This is a genomic window from Actinokineospora sp. (assembly GCF_050699995.1).
In the GTDB taxonomy this organism is placed as follows: domain Bacteria; phylum Actinomycetota; class Actinomycetes; order Mycobacteriales; family Pseudonocardiaceae; genus Actinokineospora.
Genome location: NZ_JBOHGC010000014.1, coordinates 12848 through 25923, shown reverse-complemented (window position 1 = coordinate 25923; position 13076 = coordinate 12848). Strand labels below are relative to the sequence as shown.

Here is a 13076-nt window from a genome sequence, read left to right as displayed (position 1 = left end):
TGCCCGCCATCGCCTGATGGCGGGCAGTCGGTTTCTCAGCCACAAGACGCGGCGGGTAATGGTTCCGCGAAAGCCGACGAGGCACGGCCCCGGGAACCGGAACCAGCCGTTCTTCGCCGACTTCAATGGCGACGGCCGAGGACATCTGGCAGTCGAGCGACCAGAGTTCGAGGTTGCGGGCCTTCCGCAACGATGGCTCAGGCGGCTTGGTGTCCGGTCCGTTCGACGTGTGCAGTTCGGTGCCTATTCCGCAGCACGCGTTCGCCGACTTCGACAGTGACGGCGGACAGGACATGCTCGTCTCGCGGACCTGCTTCTTCGGTGTCGGCCCGGAGACCAACGCCGAGGTCTACTTCGGCGACGGGTCGACGCCCGCCATGCTGGCCAACTCCGACGGACAGATCCGGTACGAGGTCTTCGTGACCGATCTGGGTGGTGACGCGATCCCGGATGCCCGTGTGGTCGAGCGGCACTCCGATGGCTCGGTCGCCACCCGGCACTTCCGCAACGACGGGACCGGCGTCTTCACCGAGATCTAGTCGACGCCGCTGCCGCCGCCGCCCTGTTCGACGACGATCACGACGGCGCGGTCGTCGCTGGAGGCGGGTTTGCCGCCCTCCTTGTTGACCGTGCCGCCGATGGCCAACTGCTCGGACAGCAGGTCGAGCCCGTCGACCCGGCCGAATCCGTCCGGGTCGGCCATCACGACCTGCGGTTTCCCGGTGAACGTGCCGTCCGGGGCTTGGGCCAGGTTCTGCAGGTGCGCGCTCTTCGACATGGCCACCCACATGCTCCGGGCAGGCGAGGCGCAGCCGGAGATGCCCGGTTTGTCCGGCCAGGACCAGGCGGGTGCCCCCAAGGGCTTGCCGTAGTCCAGTCGGTAGAGCACGTCCGCGGCCGCGGTCCGGTCGGTCACCCAGACCCGCGACCCGTCCAGCGAACTGCACAGACCACCCGGCGACTCCAGGCCACTGGCCACCACAGCCGACGGGGCCGGGTTGTCCTCGGCGGGCTTCCCGCCGGAGTTGATCCGCAGCACCTTCCCGGCGAGCGACGCGGGGTCCAAGGCGGCGTTGGGGTTGCCGGCGTTGCCCGTGGCGATCAGGAGAGCACCGCGGTGGTCGTTCGCGAGCGCCCCGCGGTTGCCAGAGGCGCCCCGGGGGATGCCGGTGAGCACCGGCTTGGGCGTGTCGTTCGGCGCGATGCGCACCAGGCGGTTGTCGGTGGGCGTGGTGATGTAGGCGAAGAGGAGCTGGTCTTCGACGTAGGTAGGGGACAGGGCGAGCCCGGTGAGCCCGCCGTCGGTGCTGCCGTCGACCGGGACCGTGGCCACCACGACCGGGTCCGAGCCCATCCGGACCAGCAGGATGCGGCCGGTCTTGCGTTCCCCGACCAGCGCCGACGGCGTCGACCCGTCGCCCGGCAGTGCCGCCACGGCGACCACCGTGTCGAGGCAGGTGGCGAGTACCGCGGGGTGGAAGTCCTTGCACCCGTCCGGCGGGGGCACTGGGCCGGGCGGGTCGACCCGCGGGTCGCCTGCCGGTCCGCCACCGCCACTGTCGCCGCCGCCGGTGTCCGGCTCGGGCGCGGCCTGCGGGGTGAGGCGCGGGTTGGGCTGCCAGCTCTGCGGCGGCGGCTGCTCCTCGAACGTCGCGCAGGAGGTGAGCAGGACACTGGCCACGCAGGCGGCGGCGAACGCGCGGACCCGGCGGTGTGTACCCGACATGGGTCCCAGGTTAGGAGGAGGCCCGTGAATCCGCGGTGAGCGCCCGCGCCCCGAGCAGCTCCAGCTTGTCGACGATCACCCGGGACGCTTCGAGCGGCAGAATTGGCTGGTGGGAGCACTCGGACGCGGGTACAGGCAACGCCGAGGCAGCCGCGGAGCGTCGGGGCCGTGCAGGTCGTGCGGGTTGCTCCCACGCGAACCCAGCAGTCGAGCTGCGGGCGCACGTTCAGGGTGAGCGGCGCGGTGTAGATGGCGGTGCCCGCGTGCCGGGCGACGTCGGCGAACGCCACCCGATCGCGGGCACCGACTTGCACAACAGCGGCCCGGAATCAGTCCTTCAGGGAGCCGGTGACCGCTGGGTCCGAGTAGGCGATGCAGGTAACCGTGCGGTCACCCCGACGCCAGTCAGCCGAACGCGGGTAGAGGTAGAACGTGTCCCCTGCGGAGTCGACCGCTTGCGGCGCATACTTTTCCAAAAGTGTCTCGCACTGGGTGAACGCCTCGGTCTCGATGGCGGTCTCGCCGGGGTAGTCACCGCGCGACAGGTCGAACTCGCCGTATACCTCGCCCTGGTGCGGCTGCGTGCAGGGGACCACGGGCATGCGGTAGACGGTTTCGGACTCCGAGAGCGTCTTGATGCAGTCGCCAGGGTGGAGCCGGTCGACCGACACGTTGCCGTCTTTGCCCCCGTAGACGGCCCCCGCGACGATCATCAGCAGCCACACTCCGCTGAGGGCGAGGCCGGCGATCGCCAAGCCCTTGCCGGACTGGCCGGTCTTGCGGATCTTCACCAACGCGACGATGCCGAAGATCACGCTGAGGGGGATGCCGCCCAAAATGCCGAAGACCAGCGCGGCGATCGCGAAACCGTTTGTCCCCGGAGGCCGCGAGACGGCGGGCGCCTGCATGGACTGCTGCGGGTAGGGGCTCAGTTGAGCGTGGTATTGCTGAGGGGGTGTGTCGGTCACGGCGGCAGCCTAATGGGGCCGTCTGACCGGCGGACAAAGACGGGATCGAACGCCGCCTGCTCCGAAACACCGACCAGTCCGCACCTCACCATCAAAGCTACCGAGCCGCGCCGGCGAAGCCGGCGCCGTGTCACAGCGCCATGACACCCTGTCGTGTGTGACGGTGACAGTTTTAGTGCCTGACGAGCACGGGATCGAAGCACTTTCGGGGATCGACGGTCTGCGGGTGTTCCGGCATTCGCCCGTTCTCCCACCGGAGGCCGACAACGCTGAGGTCCTTATCCCGGATTTCCTGGCCGGTGAGGCCCTGAGTCTGGTGGACCGGCTGCCGAAGCTGCGTCTGGTGCAGTTGCTCACCACCGGCGCCGACGCCTGGGCGGGCAGGCTGCCTGAGCACGTCATGCTGTCGACCTGTCGCGGCGCCCACGGGGGCAGCAGCGCGGAGTGGGCTATCGGCGCGTTGCTCACGTTCTACCGGGAGTTCACCGAGTTCGACACCGCGCGGCGTGCTGCCATGTGGACTCCGCACACGACGGACACGTTGCAGGACAAGCGAATCCTCGTCGTCGGCGCCGGTGACCTCGGACACCAGTTGCGTCGCAGGTTCGACGCATTCGACGCGCACACGACTTTGGTGGCGAGCCGGGCCCGTGACGGTGTGCACGGCGTCGATGAGCTCCCCGATTTGCTTCCCAAGCATGACGCGGTGGTCCTTGTCGTACCGCTGACCGAGGCGACCACCCGCATGGTCGACGCGAAGTTCCTGGCCCTGCTGCCCGACGGCGCGATCGTCGTCAACGTGGCGCGTGGCCCGGTCGTGGACACCGAGGCGCTGCAAGCGGAATTGATCACGGGCAGGCTGCGCGCGGCGCTCGATGTGACCGATCCGGAGCCGCTGCCCGCCGACCATCCTTTGTGGACCATGCCGAACGTGCTCATCACCCCGCATGTGGCGGGCAACTGCGCAGGTCACCGGGCCCGCGCGTACCGAGTGGCCGCCGCCGAGATCGCCCGCTTCGCCGCCGGGGAGACGCCGCTGAACCTGCTGCGCGGGGCCTATTGAGCGATCTTCCGGGCGGCGCGGGGTTGACGGAGGCCATAGTCTGCGCCCGTGAGTATCGATGATGACCGCACCCCGATCGCGGGCGGCAGCACGGACAGTGGATATTTCACGCCTTCGGAACAGAGGTACACGGCTTACGACTCTGACGACACAACTGACTTCGACGACGACGACAGCGTCGTCACTCGGGCACCACACCAGTGGCACTTCGGTGCCGACCTGGGTCTGCTCGTCCTGCGGGTCGCGCTCGGCGCGATGCTCGTCGGACACGGGCTGCAGAAGGTCTTCGGGATCATGCAAGGCCCCGGGATCGACGGCTTCGCCAAATTCCTCGGCACCCTGGGTTACCAGCAGACGACGCTGCTGGCCTGGGTCACCGGCGTCACCGAGCTGACCGCGGGCTCCCTGCTCGTTCTCGGTCTGTTCACCCCAGCCGCCGCGGCGGCCGCGCTCGGCGTGATGGCGAACGCCATCTGGGTCAAGCTCGACATCAACGAATTCCTCGGCTCGGTCGAGCTCGAAGCCCTGTACGCGGCGGGCGCGTTCGCCCTGCTGTTCGCGGGCGCGGGCAAGATCTCGCTGGACCGCAACACCCCGTGGTTCCGCCGCGCACCCGCGTTCGGGTTCGTGTTCCTGGTGCTGGCGATCGGACTCTCCGTGGCCACACTCATCGTTCTGCGTTAGCTGAAACACCGTTGTATGACAGTGGCACCGGAGTCCGTGACTCCGGTGCCACTGTCGTTACGGAAGAAGCCTCATGTCGTCCCGTAGAAGTCGTCGGTGATCGCGTCGTTGACTTCAGGAGAATCCCAGTCGCCCGCGATGGTGATCTGGCCCTCTAGGATCCCGTAGCTGGATCGTAGGGTCGTACGCGGAAGTGGGAGCACCTCATGGATGTTGTACTGCCCAAGGTGTTCGGCGCCCATGGATCGACCTCCTGGCTATGAGGTTGGTCCACCTCTGAGTCGTGGTCAATCGCGTGTCTACTTGTCCGGGTCGCGGACCGCGCCGGTGGAGGCGTCGGTGGCCATGCGGGCGTAGGCGCGCAGGGCCGCGGTGACCGGGCGGACCCGGTCGACCGGCTGCCACGGGCGTTCACTCGCGTCCATCTTCGCCCGGCGCTCGGCGAGCACCTCCGGCTCCACCAGCAGTTCCAGGGTCCGCGCGTGCACGTCGATGCGGATCTGGTCGCCGTCCTGGACCAGGCCGATGGTGCCGCCGCCCGCCGCCTCCGGCGAGACGTGGCCGATGGACAGTCCACTTGAGCCGCCGGAGAAGCGGCCATCGGTGACCAGGGCGCACTTCTTGCCCAGGCCCGCGCCCTTGAGGAACGCGGTCGGGTGCAGCATCTCCTGCATGCCCGGACCGCCCGCCGGGCCCTCGTAGCGCACGACCAGCACGTCCCCGGGCTGGATCTGCTTGCCGAGGATCACCGAGACGGCCTGCTCCTGGCTCTCCACGACCCGTGCGGGGCCCTGGAAGGTGAACAGTTCCTCGTCGATGCCCGCCGCCTTGATGACCGCGCCGCGCTCTGCGAGGTTGCCGTGCAGCACCGCGAGCCCGCCGTCGACGGTGTAGGCGTGTTCGACGTCGTGGATGCAGCCGCCCGCCGCGTCGGTGTCCAAAGAGGACCAGCGGTTCGAGGTGGAGAACGCCTTGGTGGTGCGGACGCCGCCGGGGGCCGCGTGGAACAGCTCGACGGCCGCCTCGGACGGGTTCTCCCCGCGGATGTCCCATTCGGACAGCCACTGCTCCAGCGACGGGCTGTGCACCGACATGACATCGGTGTTGAGCAGCCCGCCTCGCCACAGCTCGCCCAGGAGGGCCGGGATTCCGCCCGCCCGGTGGACGTCTTCCATGTGGTAGTCGGAGTTCGGCGAGACCTTCGACAGACACGGGACGCGGCGGGAGATGGCGTCGATGTCGGCGAGGGTGAAGTCGATCTCGCCTTCCTGGGCGGCGGCGAGGACGTGCAGCACCGTGTTGGTGGACCCGCCCATCGCCATGTCCAGGGCCATCGCGTTCTCGAAGGCCTTGCGGTTGGCGATCGAGCGCGGGAGAACTGAGGAATCGTCGCCTGGGTGATCTTCGCTGCCGTACCAGCGCTTGCAAAGCTCGACCACGGTCGTCCCCGCGCGGGTGAACAGATCGCGGCGCGCGGAGTGGGTGGCCAAGGTGGACCCGTTGCCCGGCAGCGCGAGGCCGAGCGCCTCGGTGAGGCAGTTCATCGAGTTGGCGGTGAACATGCCCGAACAGGAGCCACAGGTCGGACACGCGGACCGCTCGACCTCGCTCAGGCCCTCGTCGTCGACCTCCTGGCTCGCCGACGCGGAGATGGCGGTGATGAGGTCGGTGGGCGCCTGGGCGACACCGCCGACGACGACCGCCTTGCCCGCCTCCATCGGTCCACCTGAGACGAACACCACGGGGATGTTGACCCGCATCGCGGCGTTGAGCATGCCTGGGGTGATCTTGTCGCAGTTCGAGATGCACACCAGCGCGTCGGCCTGGTGGGCGTTGACCATGTACTCCACCGCGTCGGCGATGATCTCGCGCGAAGGAAGGGAGTAGAGCATCCCGCTGTGTCCCATGGCGATGCCGTCGTCGACCGCGATGGTGTGGAACTCGCGCGGCACGCCGCCCGCCTCGCGGATCGCGTCGGCGACGATGTCGCCGAGGTCGCGCAGGTGCACGTGGCCGGGCACGAACTGCGTGTAGGAGTTGGCGATGGCGACGATCGGCTTGCCGAAGTCACTGTCGGTCATGCCGGTGGCGCGCCAGAGCGCGCGGGCTCCGGCTGCGTTGCGGCCGTGGGTCGTCGTGCGGGACCGGAGCGCGGGCACGGCTCCTCCAAGGTTCGTGTCGCTATCAGCTATGGGACGTGCACGGCGCCGGATAGGCGCCCAAGCGGGGAGCGGTGACCTTAGGTTACTCCGCCTCGACGGCGGGTTCCTCGGCCTTCTCCTCAGGTTCGGTGACCGGTGTCTCGGTGGGGTCGTCCAGCCGTCCGCCGCTGACGAGGGCCAGCGCGGGCAGGTGCCGGACGCGCACACACGGAAGGGTGACCTCGGTGTCGTCGGCCAGCACCGCCCGGACCCCGGACCGCTTGGTCAGCCGCAGCCCCTTGAGGGAGTCCCACGGCATGGTTCTGCTGCCCACCACCCGGCGGGCGACGATGCCGTCGGCGTTCGCCGTGGTGCGGACCCGGATGACCCACACCACGATGGCGAGCGGGATCACATAGAGCAGCGGCAGCCAGGGCGCGGCGAACGCGATCGGCGTCGCGCACACGGCCAGGAGCAGGGCGGCGAGGATGGCGACACCCGGGATCCGGAACACGAGGCGGGAGGGAATCTGCTGGTCGGACACAGGACAAATGGTGCACCCTGGCACCCGCGGGCATACGCGCGACCCCCTGCCGCGCGTCCAGTATCCGGGATCACGATCCCGCAGAGTTGACGCCCTAGGCCGAACGCATTAGCGTCTGAGCCGTGCCCTCACAGTCAATTCTCGTACTTCCGCCGCGCGTTCGACGCTGACGGAAGCCGTTACGCATCGAACGCGCGGACCCTCGTACGACCATGCCGGTCGACGGGGGCTTTTTTGTGCCCTCACCCGCTTCCCGTGACCAGATAACACTTCTACCCACGAGGCAGAAACGATGACCAGCGCCACATCGCGGCCCACGCCGGCCCCCGCGACACCGGGGCCGGGCAACTCCGCCCGCCCGAAGCCCGCGCCGCCGACCGGGACACCCGTTCGGGTGACCGGCGCGCAGTCACTCGTCCGCTCGCTCGAGGCGGTAGGCGTCGAAATCGTCTTCGGCATTCCCGGCGGCACGATCCTGCCCGCGTACGACCCGCTGCTGGACTCCACCAAGGTCCGGCACGTCCTCGTCCGCCACGAGCAGGGCGCGGGCCACGCCGCGACCGGCTACGCGCAGGCCACCGGCAAGGTCGGCGTCTGCATGGCCACCTCCGGCCCGGGCGCGACGAACCTGGTCACCCCGCTCGCGGACGCCAACATGGACTCCGTGCCGGTCGTGGCCATCACCGGCCAGCAGACCCGCGCGCTGATCGGCACCGACGCGTTCCAGGAAGCCGACATCTGCGGCATCACGCTGCCGATCACCAAGCACAACTTCCTGGTCACCGACCCGGCCGACATCCCGCGGATCATCGCCGAGGCGTTCCACCTCGCGAAGACCGGCAGGCCCGGCCCGGTCCTGGTCGACATCCCGAAGGACGTCCTGCAGGAGCAGACGTCCTTCATCTGGCCGCCGGAGCTGCGGCTGCCCGGCTACCGCCCGACCACCCGCCCGCACGGCAAGCAGGTCCGCGAGGCCGCCAAGCTGATGTGCTCGGCGAAGCGCCCGGTCCTCTATGTCGGCGGCGGCGTCATCAAGGCCCAGGCGTCCCCCGAGCTGCTGGAGCTCGCCGAGCTGACCGGCATGCCGGTGGTGACCACGCTGATGGCGCGCGGCGCGTTCCCCGACTCGCACAAGCAGCACCTGGGCATGCCCGGCATGCACGGCACGGTCCCCGCGGTCGGCGCCATGCAGAGCTCCGACCTGCTCATCGCCCTCGGCGCCCGCTTCGACGACCGGGTCACCGGCCAGCTCGGGTCGTTCGCGCCCGGCGCGGCCATCGTGCACGCCGACATCGACCCGGCCGAGATCTCCAAGAACCGCCGCGCCGACGTCCCCATCGTCGGTGACTGCAAGGAGATCCTGATCGAGCTGATCGCCGCGGTGAAGGCCGAGAAGGCTTCCGGCTCCGAGGACCTCGCGCCCTGGTGGAAGCAGCTCGACGAGTGGCGTGAGACCTACCCACTGGGCTACGAGTGGCCCGAGGACGGGACCCTCTCGCCGCAGTACGTGATCGAGCGCATCGGCGCCATCGCGGGCCCCGACGCGATCTACACCGCGGGCGTCGGCCAGCACCAGATGTGGGCCGCGCAGCACGTCCGCTACGAGAAGCCGGGCACCTGGCTCAACTCGGGCGGCCTGGGCACCATGGGCTACGCCGTGCCCGCCGCCATGGGCGCCAAGTTCGGCAAGCCGGACGCGGTGGTCTGGGCGATCGACGGCGACGGCTGCTTCCAGATGACCAACCAGGAACTCGCCACCTGCGCCATCGAGGGCGCGCCCATCAAGGTCGCCGTCATCAACAACGGCAACCTGGGCATGGTCCGGCAGTGGCAGAACCTCTTCTACTCCGGCCGCTACTCGCAGACCGACCTCGGCACGCACAAGTTCCGCATCCCCGATTTCACCCTCCTCGCCGAGGCGCTGGGCTGCGCGGGCCTGCGGTGCGAGACCAAGGAAGAGGTCGACGAGGTCATCAACCGGGCCATGGCGATCAACGACCGGCCCGTCGTGATCGACTTCGTCGTCGGCAAGGACGCCCAGGTGTGGCCCATGGTCGCCGCGGGCACCGGCAACAGCGAGATCATGGCCGCGCGCGGCATCCGGCCACTGTTCGACGAGGAATGATCATGACTACTCACACTCTGAGCGTTCTCGTCGAGAACAAGCCCGGTGTCCTGGCCCGCGTCTCCGGCCTGTTCTCCCGGCGCGGCTTCAACATCGACTCGCTCGCGGTCGGCCCGACCGAGCACCCGGACGTGTCCCGGATGACGATCGTCGTGGCCGTCGACGAACTGCCCCTCGAGCAGGTCACCAAGCAGCTCAACAAGCTGATCAACGTCATCAAGATCGTCGAGCTGGAGCCGTCGATCGCGGTGCAGCGGGAACTGCTGCTGGTCAAGGTCCGCGCCGACGCCACCGTGCGCAGCCAGGTCCTCGAAACGGTGAACCTGTTCCGCGCCAAGGTGGTCGACGTCTCGCCCGAGGCGCTCACCATCGAGGCCACCGGCACCGCCGACAAGCTCGAGGCGCTGCTGCGCATGCTCGAGCCCTACGGCGTGCGCGAAATGGTCCAGTCCGGCATGGTCGCCATCGGCCGCGGTCCGCGATCCATCACGGCAACTGCCGTCCGCTGATTTCGTTAGTCCCAGGAAGGAACAACAGCACCATGTCCGTCGAGATCTTCTACGACGCCGACGCCGACCTGAGCATCATCCAGGGTCGCAAGGTCGCGGTCATCGGTTACGGCAGCCAGGGCCACGCGCACGCGCTGAGCCTGCGTGATTCGGGTGTGGACGTCCGCATCGGGCTCCCCGAGGGCTCCAAGTCCCGCGCCAAGGCCGAAGAGCAGGGCCTGCGCGTGCTCACCCCGGCGGAGGCTTCCAAGGAAGCCGACCTGATCATGGTGCTGGCGCCCGACACCAAGCAGCGCTTCATCTACGCCGAGGACATCGAGCCCAACCTCTCCGACGGCGACGCGCTGTTCTTCGGCCACGGCTTCAACATCCGCTACGACCTGATCAAGCCGCCGGCGAACATCGACGTGGCCATGGTCGCGCCGAAGGGCCCCGGCCACCTCGTGCGCCGCCAGTTCGTCGACGGCAAGGGCGTCCCGGCGCTCATCGCCGTGCACCAGGACTTCACCGGCGGCGCCCAGGCGCTGGCCCTGTCCTACGCCGCGGCCATCGGCGGCGCGCGCGCCGGCGTCATCAAGACGACGTTCACCGAGGAGACCGAGACCGACCTGTTCGGCGAGCAGGCCGTGCTCTGCGGCGGCGCGTCCGCGCTGGTCCAGACCGGTTTCGAGGTGCTCACCGAAGCCGGCTACGCCCCGGAGATCGCCTACTTCGAGGTGCTGCACGAGCTCAAGCTCATCGTCGACCTGATGTACGAGGGCGGCATCGCCCGCCAGCGCTACTCGGTGTCCGACACCGCCGAGTACGGCGACCTCACCCGCGGCCCGCGCGTCATCACCCCCGCGGTCAAGGAGGAGATGAAGAAGATCCTGGGCGAGATCCAGGACGGCACCTTCGCCCGCGAGTGGGTGGCCGAGGACGAGGCCGGTCGTGAGAACTACCGCAAGCTGCAGGAGCAGGGCGAGCAGCACCCGATCGAGGAGACCGGGCGCAAGCTGCGTGGCCTGATGTCCTGGGTCGACCGGCCGCTGACCGACACCGCCTGAGGCTTTCCCCCAACGGTGGCCCGTGGCGTCCTCGACGCCGCGGGCCACTGTGTTCCCTCAGAAGTCGGGTTTGGTGCGCAGGGTGATGAGCGCGGCCGGGGCGAGTTCCGGGGTGAAGGAGAAGCCGGGGAAACCGCCCCAGGCGACCGACTCGCGCAGGTAGTCGACCAGGGTGATGCCGGGCCTGCCCACGACGCCCCGCAGGACCGCGTCGGCCGTCACGGCGGGCAGGTCGATGCCGTGGGCGGCGCCGGTGACGTTGGCCTTGGTGCTCTCGTCGGGGGAGATGGCGAAGACGAAGTCCGCCGGGTTCTCGCAGCGCTGCCACTCGTAGCTCAGTGAGTAGGCGTTGCCCAGGCACAGCGGGTCGGGGTACTCGGGGCCGGGCGGGGCGCCGCGCGGGGCGGGCTGCTGGTGATACGTCAGCTCCAGGACCTGGCAGTCCCCGGCGAACCACACCTCGCCGACGCGGCGCAGGCAGGCCTCCAGGGCCAGCGGCAGGCCGCCGATCTTGTCGACCAGGGTGTCGACCAGGTCGTCGTCGTCCTCGGTGGGCGGCTGGTGGGCGGGGACCAGCCGGTCGGAGGAGACCCAGCCGAACTCGGGCAGCGCGGCGGCGATGCGGGCGACGTGCTGGGCGACCCGGATCATCGTCTCGTCGGCCACGGCGGAGGCGTCCTCGATGAGGTTCTCCGGGATGTCGCCGAGCGCGCGGAGGTCGTTCCAGACCGCCTCGTGCTCGCCGCTCAGGTATCGCGCGTAATACGAGCTCACCAGGACCTCCCGAGGATGCTCCGGCGTTCACGCCGGGGAAGAATCGGGTGAGGGATGCGCGCCAGAACCCGAGCGTGCCGCGGTCTGCGGTGACTCATTGCTGTCTCCTGGTTTTGTCGGTGGTGGTCCTTAGGTTGATCGGCATGTCCCGGTTCCGTCTTCAACCGACCCCCGCTCAGGAGCGGATGTTGCTGGAGCACTGTGGGCATGCCCGATTCGTGTGGAATCTCGCTGTGGAGCAGTACGCCCACTGGAGTCCGGGGCGTAAGGCGGCGCCGAGGTATAGCGAGCAGTGCCGTCAGTTGACCGAGGCGCGGGCGGAGAACCCGTGGTTGGCGGCCGGATCGGTGATCGTGCAGCAGCAGGCGTTGAAGGACTTCGACCAGGCGATGGCGAACTTCTTCGGCCGAACCCATCGGCGGCCGACCTGGCGTCGACGGGGGCGGGGCGAGGGCTTCCGGATCGTGGCGGTCAATCCCGATGATGTGCGCCGGGTGTCGCGCATGGTCGGCGAGGTCAGGGTGCCCAAGATCGGTTGGGTGCGGTTCCGCTGGTCGCGTGCCGTCGCCGACGGTGCGAAGTCCTACCGCATCACCCGTGACCGGGCGGACCGATGGCACGTGGCGTTCGCCGTTGTGCCCGAACCCATCGCCGGACCGGACACGGGTACGGCAGTGGGCGTGGACCGGGGTGTCGCGGTCTCGGCGGCACTGTCTACCGGGGAACTGCTGTCCACGCCTACGCTGCGCAGGAGCGAGCAGGCACGACTGTTGCGGCTGCAACGCAAGCTCGCCCGAGCACAACGCGGCTCCAACCGGCGCGGCAAGGTCAAGACGGCGATCGCGAAGCTCAAGGCCCGCGAAACCGACCGGCGCAAGGACTGGGTCGAGAAGACCAGCACCCGCTTGGCCCAGGAATTCGATGTAATCGGCGTCGAAGACCTCAAGATCACCAACATGACCCGGTCGGCGAAGGGCACGGTCGAAGTCCCCGGTCGGGGTGTGCGGCAGAAGGCGGGCTTGAACCGAGGGATCCTGGCCAACGGGTGGGGTCTGCTGGTGACCCGGTTGGAGCAGAAGGCTTCGGGTCGGGTGGTGAAGGTTGATCCGCGGTTGACGAGTCAGCGTTGTTCGGTATGCGGGATCGTGGATCGGGAGGCGCGCGAGAGCCAAGCCGCCTTCCGCTGCAGGTCCTGCGGATTCGCCTGCAACGCCGATGTGAACGCGGCACTGAATATTCGACACGCGGCAGGGCATGCCGTGGCCGCACGGGGAGGCCCGCCCTCGGGTGTGTCCGCGAACCGTGAACCTCAACGTGACCTCCTATCCGTGGAGTAGTCGCTGTTGGAATCCCCAGGCCTTCAAGCGGGGGAGGATGTCAAGCTACTGAGCGCGACGGAGGCGTGGCCGGACCGACACGTTCCGGCATCACCGAGCCGCCCACTGCGGTATACCTGGGCCCGACAGTTTTCGGTGACGCCTTCGGGACCAAAGAGG

The 13076-nt window shown here is 68.9% G+C and carries 13 protein-coding genes; 7 read left to right on the top strand and 6 right to left on the bottom strand.

Going from position 1 to position 13076, the window contains the following annotated elements; genetic code table 11:
- Positions 1–125: 125 nt before the first annotated feature.
- Positions 126–539, top strand: coding sequence for a hypothetical protein (locus ACRDSQ_RS00715; protein ID WP_431417847.1), 414 nt, complete (start codon positions 126–128; stop codon positions 537–539).
- Here ACRDSQ_RS00715 and ACRDSQ_RS00710 read toward each other — a convergent pair.
- Together ACRDSQ_RS00710 and ACRDSQ_RS00705 are read right to left on the bottom strand one after the other, a co-directional pair.
- A complete protein-coding gene (locus ACRDSQ_RS00710) occupies positions 536–1726 on the bottom strand; it encodes a PQQ-dependent sugar dehydrogenase (RefSeq protein ID WP_431417846.1) in 1191 nt (396 codons plus the stop codon). The genes ACRDSQ_RS00715 and ACRDSQ_RS00710 overlap by 4 nt on opposite strands.
- 329 nt (positions 1727–2055) lie before the next feature.
- Positions 2056–2694, bottom strand: a complete 639-nt coding sequence (locus ACRDSQ_RS00705; protein WP_431417845.1) for a septum formation family protein — start codon at positions 2692–2694, stop codon at positions 2056–2058.
- Between the two features lie 175 nt (positions 2695–2869).
- Between ACRDSQ_RS00705 and ACRDSQ_RS00700 the strand changes: the two genes are divergently transcribed.
- Together ACRDSQ_RS00700 and ACRDSQ_RS00695 are read left to right on the top strand one after the other, a co-directional pair.
- On the top strand, positions 2870–3757 hold the full coding sequence (locus ACRDSQ_RS00700) for an NAD(P)-dependent oxidoreductase (protein ID WP_431417843.1): 888 nt from the start codon (positions 2870–2872) through the stop codon (positions 3755–3757).
- Positions 3758–3805: 48 nt separating this feature from the next.
- On the top strand, positions 3806–4441 hold the full coding sequence (locus ACRDSQ_RS00695; RefSeq protein WP_431417841.1) for a DoxX family protein: 636 nt from the start codon (positions 3806–3808) through the stop codon (positions 4439–4441).
- A 71-nt stretch (positions 4442–4512) separates the two neighbouring features.
- Here the strand turns inward: ACRDSQ_RS00695 and ACRDSQ_RS00690 are convergent, their stop codons facing one another.
- From ACRDSQ_RS00690 to ACRDSQ_RS00680, 3 genes are all read right to left on the bottom strand, one after another.
- Positions 4513–4683 (bottom strand): hypothetical protein, encoded by a 171-nt coding sequence (locus ACRDSQ_RS00690; RefSeq protein ID WP_431417839.1) that lies wholly within the window; start codon positions 4681–4683, stop codon positions 4513–4515.
- A gap of 57 nt (positions 4684–4740) precedes the next feature.
- Positions 4741–6600 carry a dihydroxy-acid dehydratase gene (gene ilvD, locus ACRDSQ_RS00685; RefSeq protein WP_431417837.1) on the bottom strand — a complete coding sequence of 620 codons (1860 nt, stop codon included), beginning with the start codon at positions 6598–6600 and terminating at the stop codon, positions 4741–4743.
- 85 nt (positions 6601–6685) lie between these two features.
- Positions 6686–7126 (bottom strand): PH domain-containing protein, encoded by a 441-nt coding sequence (locus ACRDSQ_RS00680; RefSeq protein ID WP_431417836.1) that lies wholly within the window; start codon positions 7124–7126, stop codon positions 6686–6688.
- 292 nt (positions 7127–7418) lie between these two features.
- Here ACRDSQ_RS00680 and ACRDSQ_RS00675 point away from each other — a divergent pair, with 292 nt between their 5' ends.
- Genes ACRDSQ_RS00675 through ilvC form a run of 3 tightly spaced genes read left to right on the top strand, consistent with a single transcriptional unit; the run spans position 7419 to position 10806 of the window.
- Positions 7419–9251 carry an acetolactate synthase large subunit gene (locus tag ACRDSQ_RS00675; RefSeq protein WP_431417833.1) on the top strand — a complete coding sequence of 611 codons (1833 nt, stop codon included), beginning with the start codon at positions 7419–7421 and terminating at the stop codon, positions 9249–9251.
- A gap of 2 nt (positions 9252–9253) precedes the next feature.
- On the top strand, positions 9254–9760 hold the full coding sequence (ilvN, locus tag ACRDSQ_RS00670; RefSeq protein ID WP_091371379.1) for an acetolactate synthase small subunit: 507 nt from the start codon (positions 9254–9256) through the stop codon (positions 9758–9760).
- Between the two features lie 32 nt (positions 9761–9792).
- The gene (ilvC, locus tag ACRDSQ_RS00665; RefSeq protein ID WP_187221358.1) at positions 9793–10806 is read left to right on the top strand and encodes a ketol-acid reductoisomerase; all 1014 of its coding nucleotides are present in this window, start codon (positions 9793–9795) and stop codon (positions 10804–10806) included.
- Positions 10807–10863: 57 nt separating this feature from the next.
- Here the strand turns inward: ilvC and ACRDSQ_RS00660 are convergent, their stop codons facing one another.
- Complete coding sequence (locus tag ACRDSQ_RS00660) at positions 10864–11580, bottom strand: hypothetical protein (protein WP_431417830.1); 717 nt, start codon at positions 11578–11580, stop codon at positions 10864–10866.
- A 143-nt stretch (positions 11581–11723) separates the two neighbouring features.
- Between ACRDSQ_RS00660 and ACRDSQ_RS00655 the strand changes: the two genes are divergently transcribed.
- Positions 11724–12917, top strand: a complete 1194-nt coding sequence (locus ACRDSQ_RS00655) for an RNA-guided endonuclease InsQ/TnpB family protein (RefSeq protein ID WP_431417828.1) — start codon at positions 11724–11726, stop codon at positions 12915–12917.
- The last annotated feature ends 159 nt before the right edge of the window (positions 12918–13076 follow it).

Bases quoted from the DNA above. Each gene is read 5' to 3' on its own strand.
- ACRDSQ_RS00715 (WP_431417847.1), top strand. From the start codon at position 126: ATGGCGACGGCCGAGGACATCTGGCAGTCGAGCGACCAGAGTTCGAGG.
- ACRDSQ_RS00710 (WP_431417846.1), bottom strand. From the start codon at position 1,726: ATGTCGGGTACACACCGCCGGGTCCGCGCGTTCGCCGCCGCCTGCGTG.
- ACRDSQ_RS00690 (WP_431417839.1), bottom strand. From the start codon at position 4,683: ATGGGCGCCGAACACCTTGGGCAGTACAACATCCATGAGGTGCTCCCA.
- ACRDSQ_RS00675 (WP_431417833.1), top strand. From the start codon at position 7,419: ATGACCAGCGCCACATCGCGGCCCACGCCGGCCCCCGCGACACCGGGG.
- ilvN (WP_091371379.1), top strand. From the start codon at position 9,254: ATGACTACTCACACTCTGAGCGTTCTCGTCGAGAACAAGCCCGGTGTC.
- ilvC (WP_187221358.1), top strand. From the start codon at position 9,793: ATGTCCGTCGAGATCTTCTACGACGCCGACGCCGACCTGAGCATCATC.
- ACRDSQ_RS00655 (WP_431417828.1), top strand. From the start codon at position 11,724: ATGTCCCGGTTCCGTCTTCAACCGACCCCCGCTCAGGAGCGGATGTTG.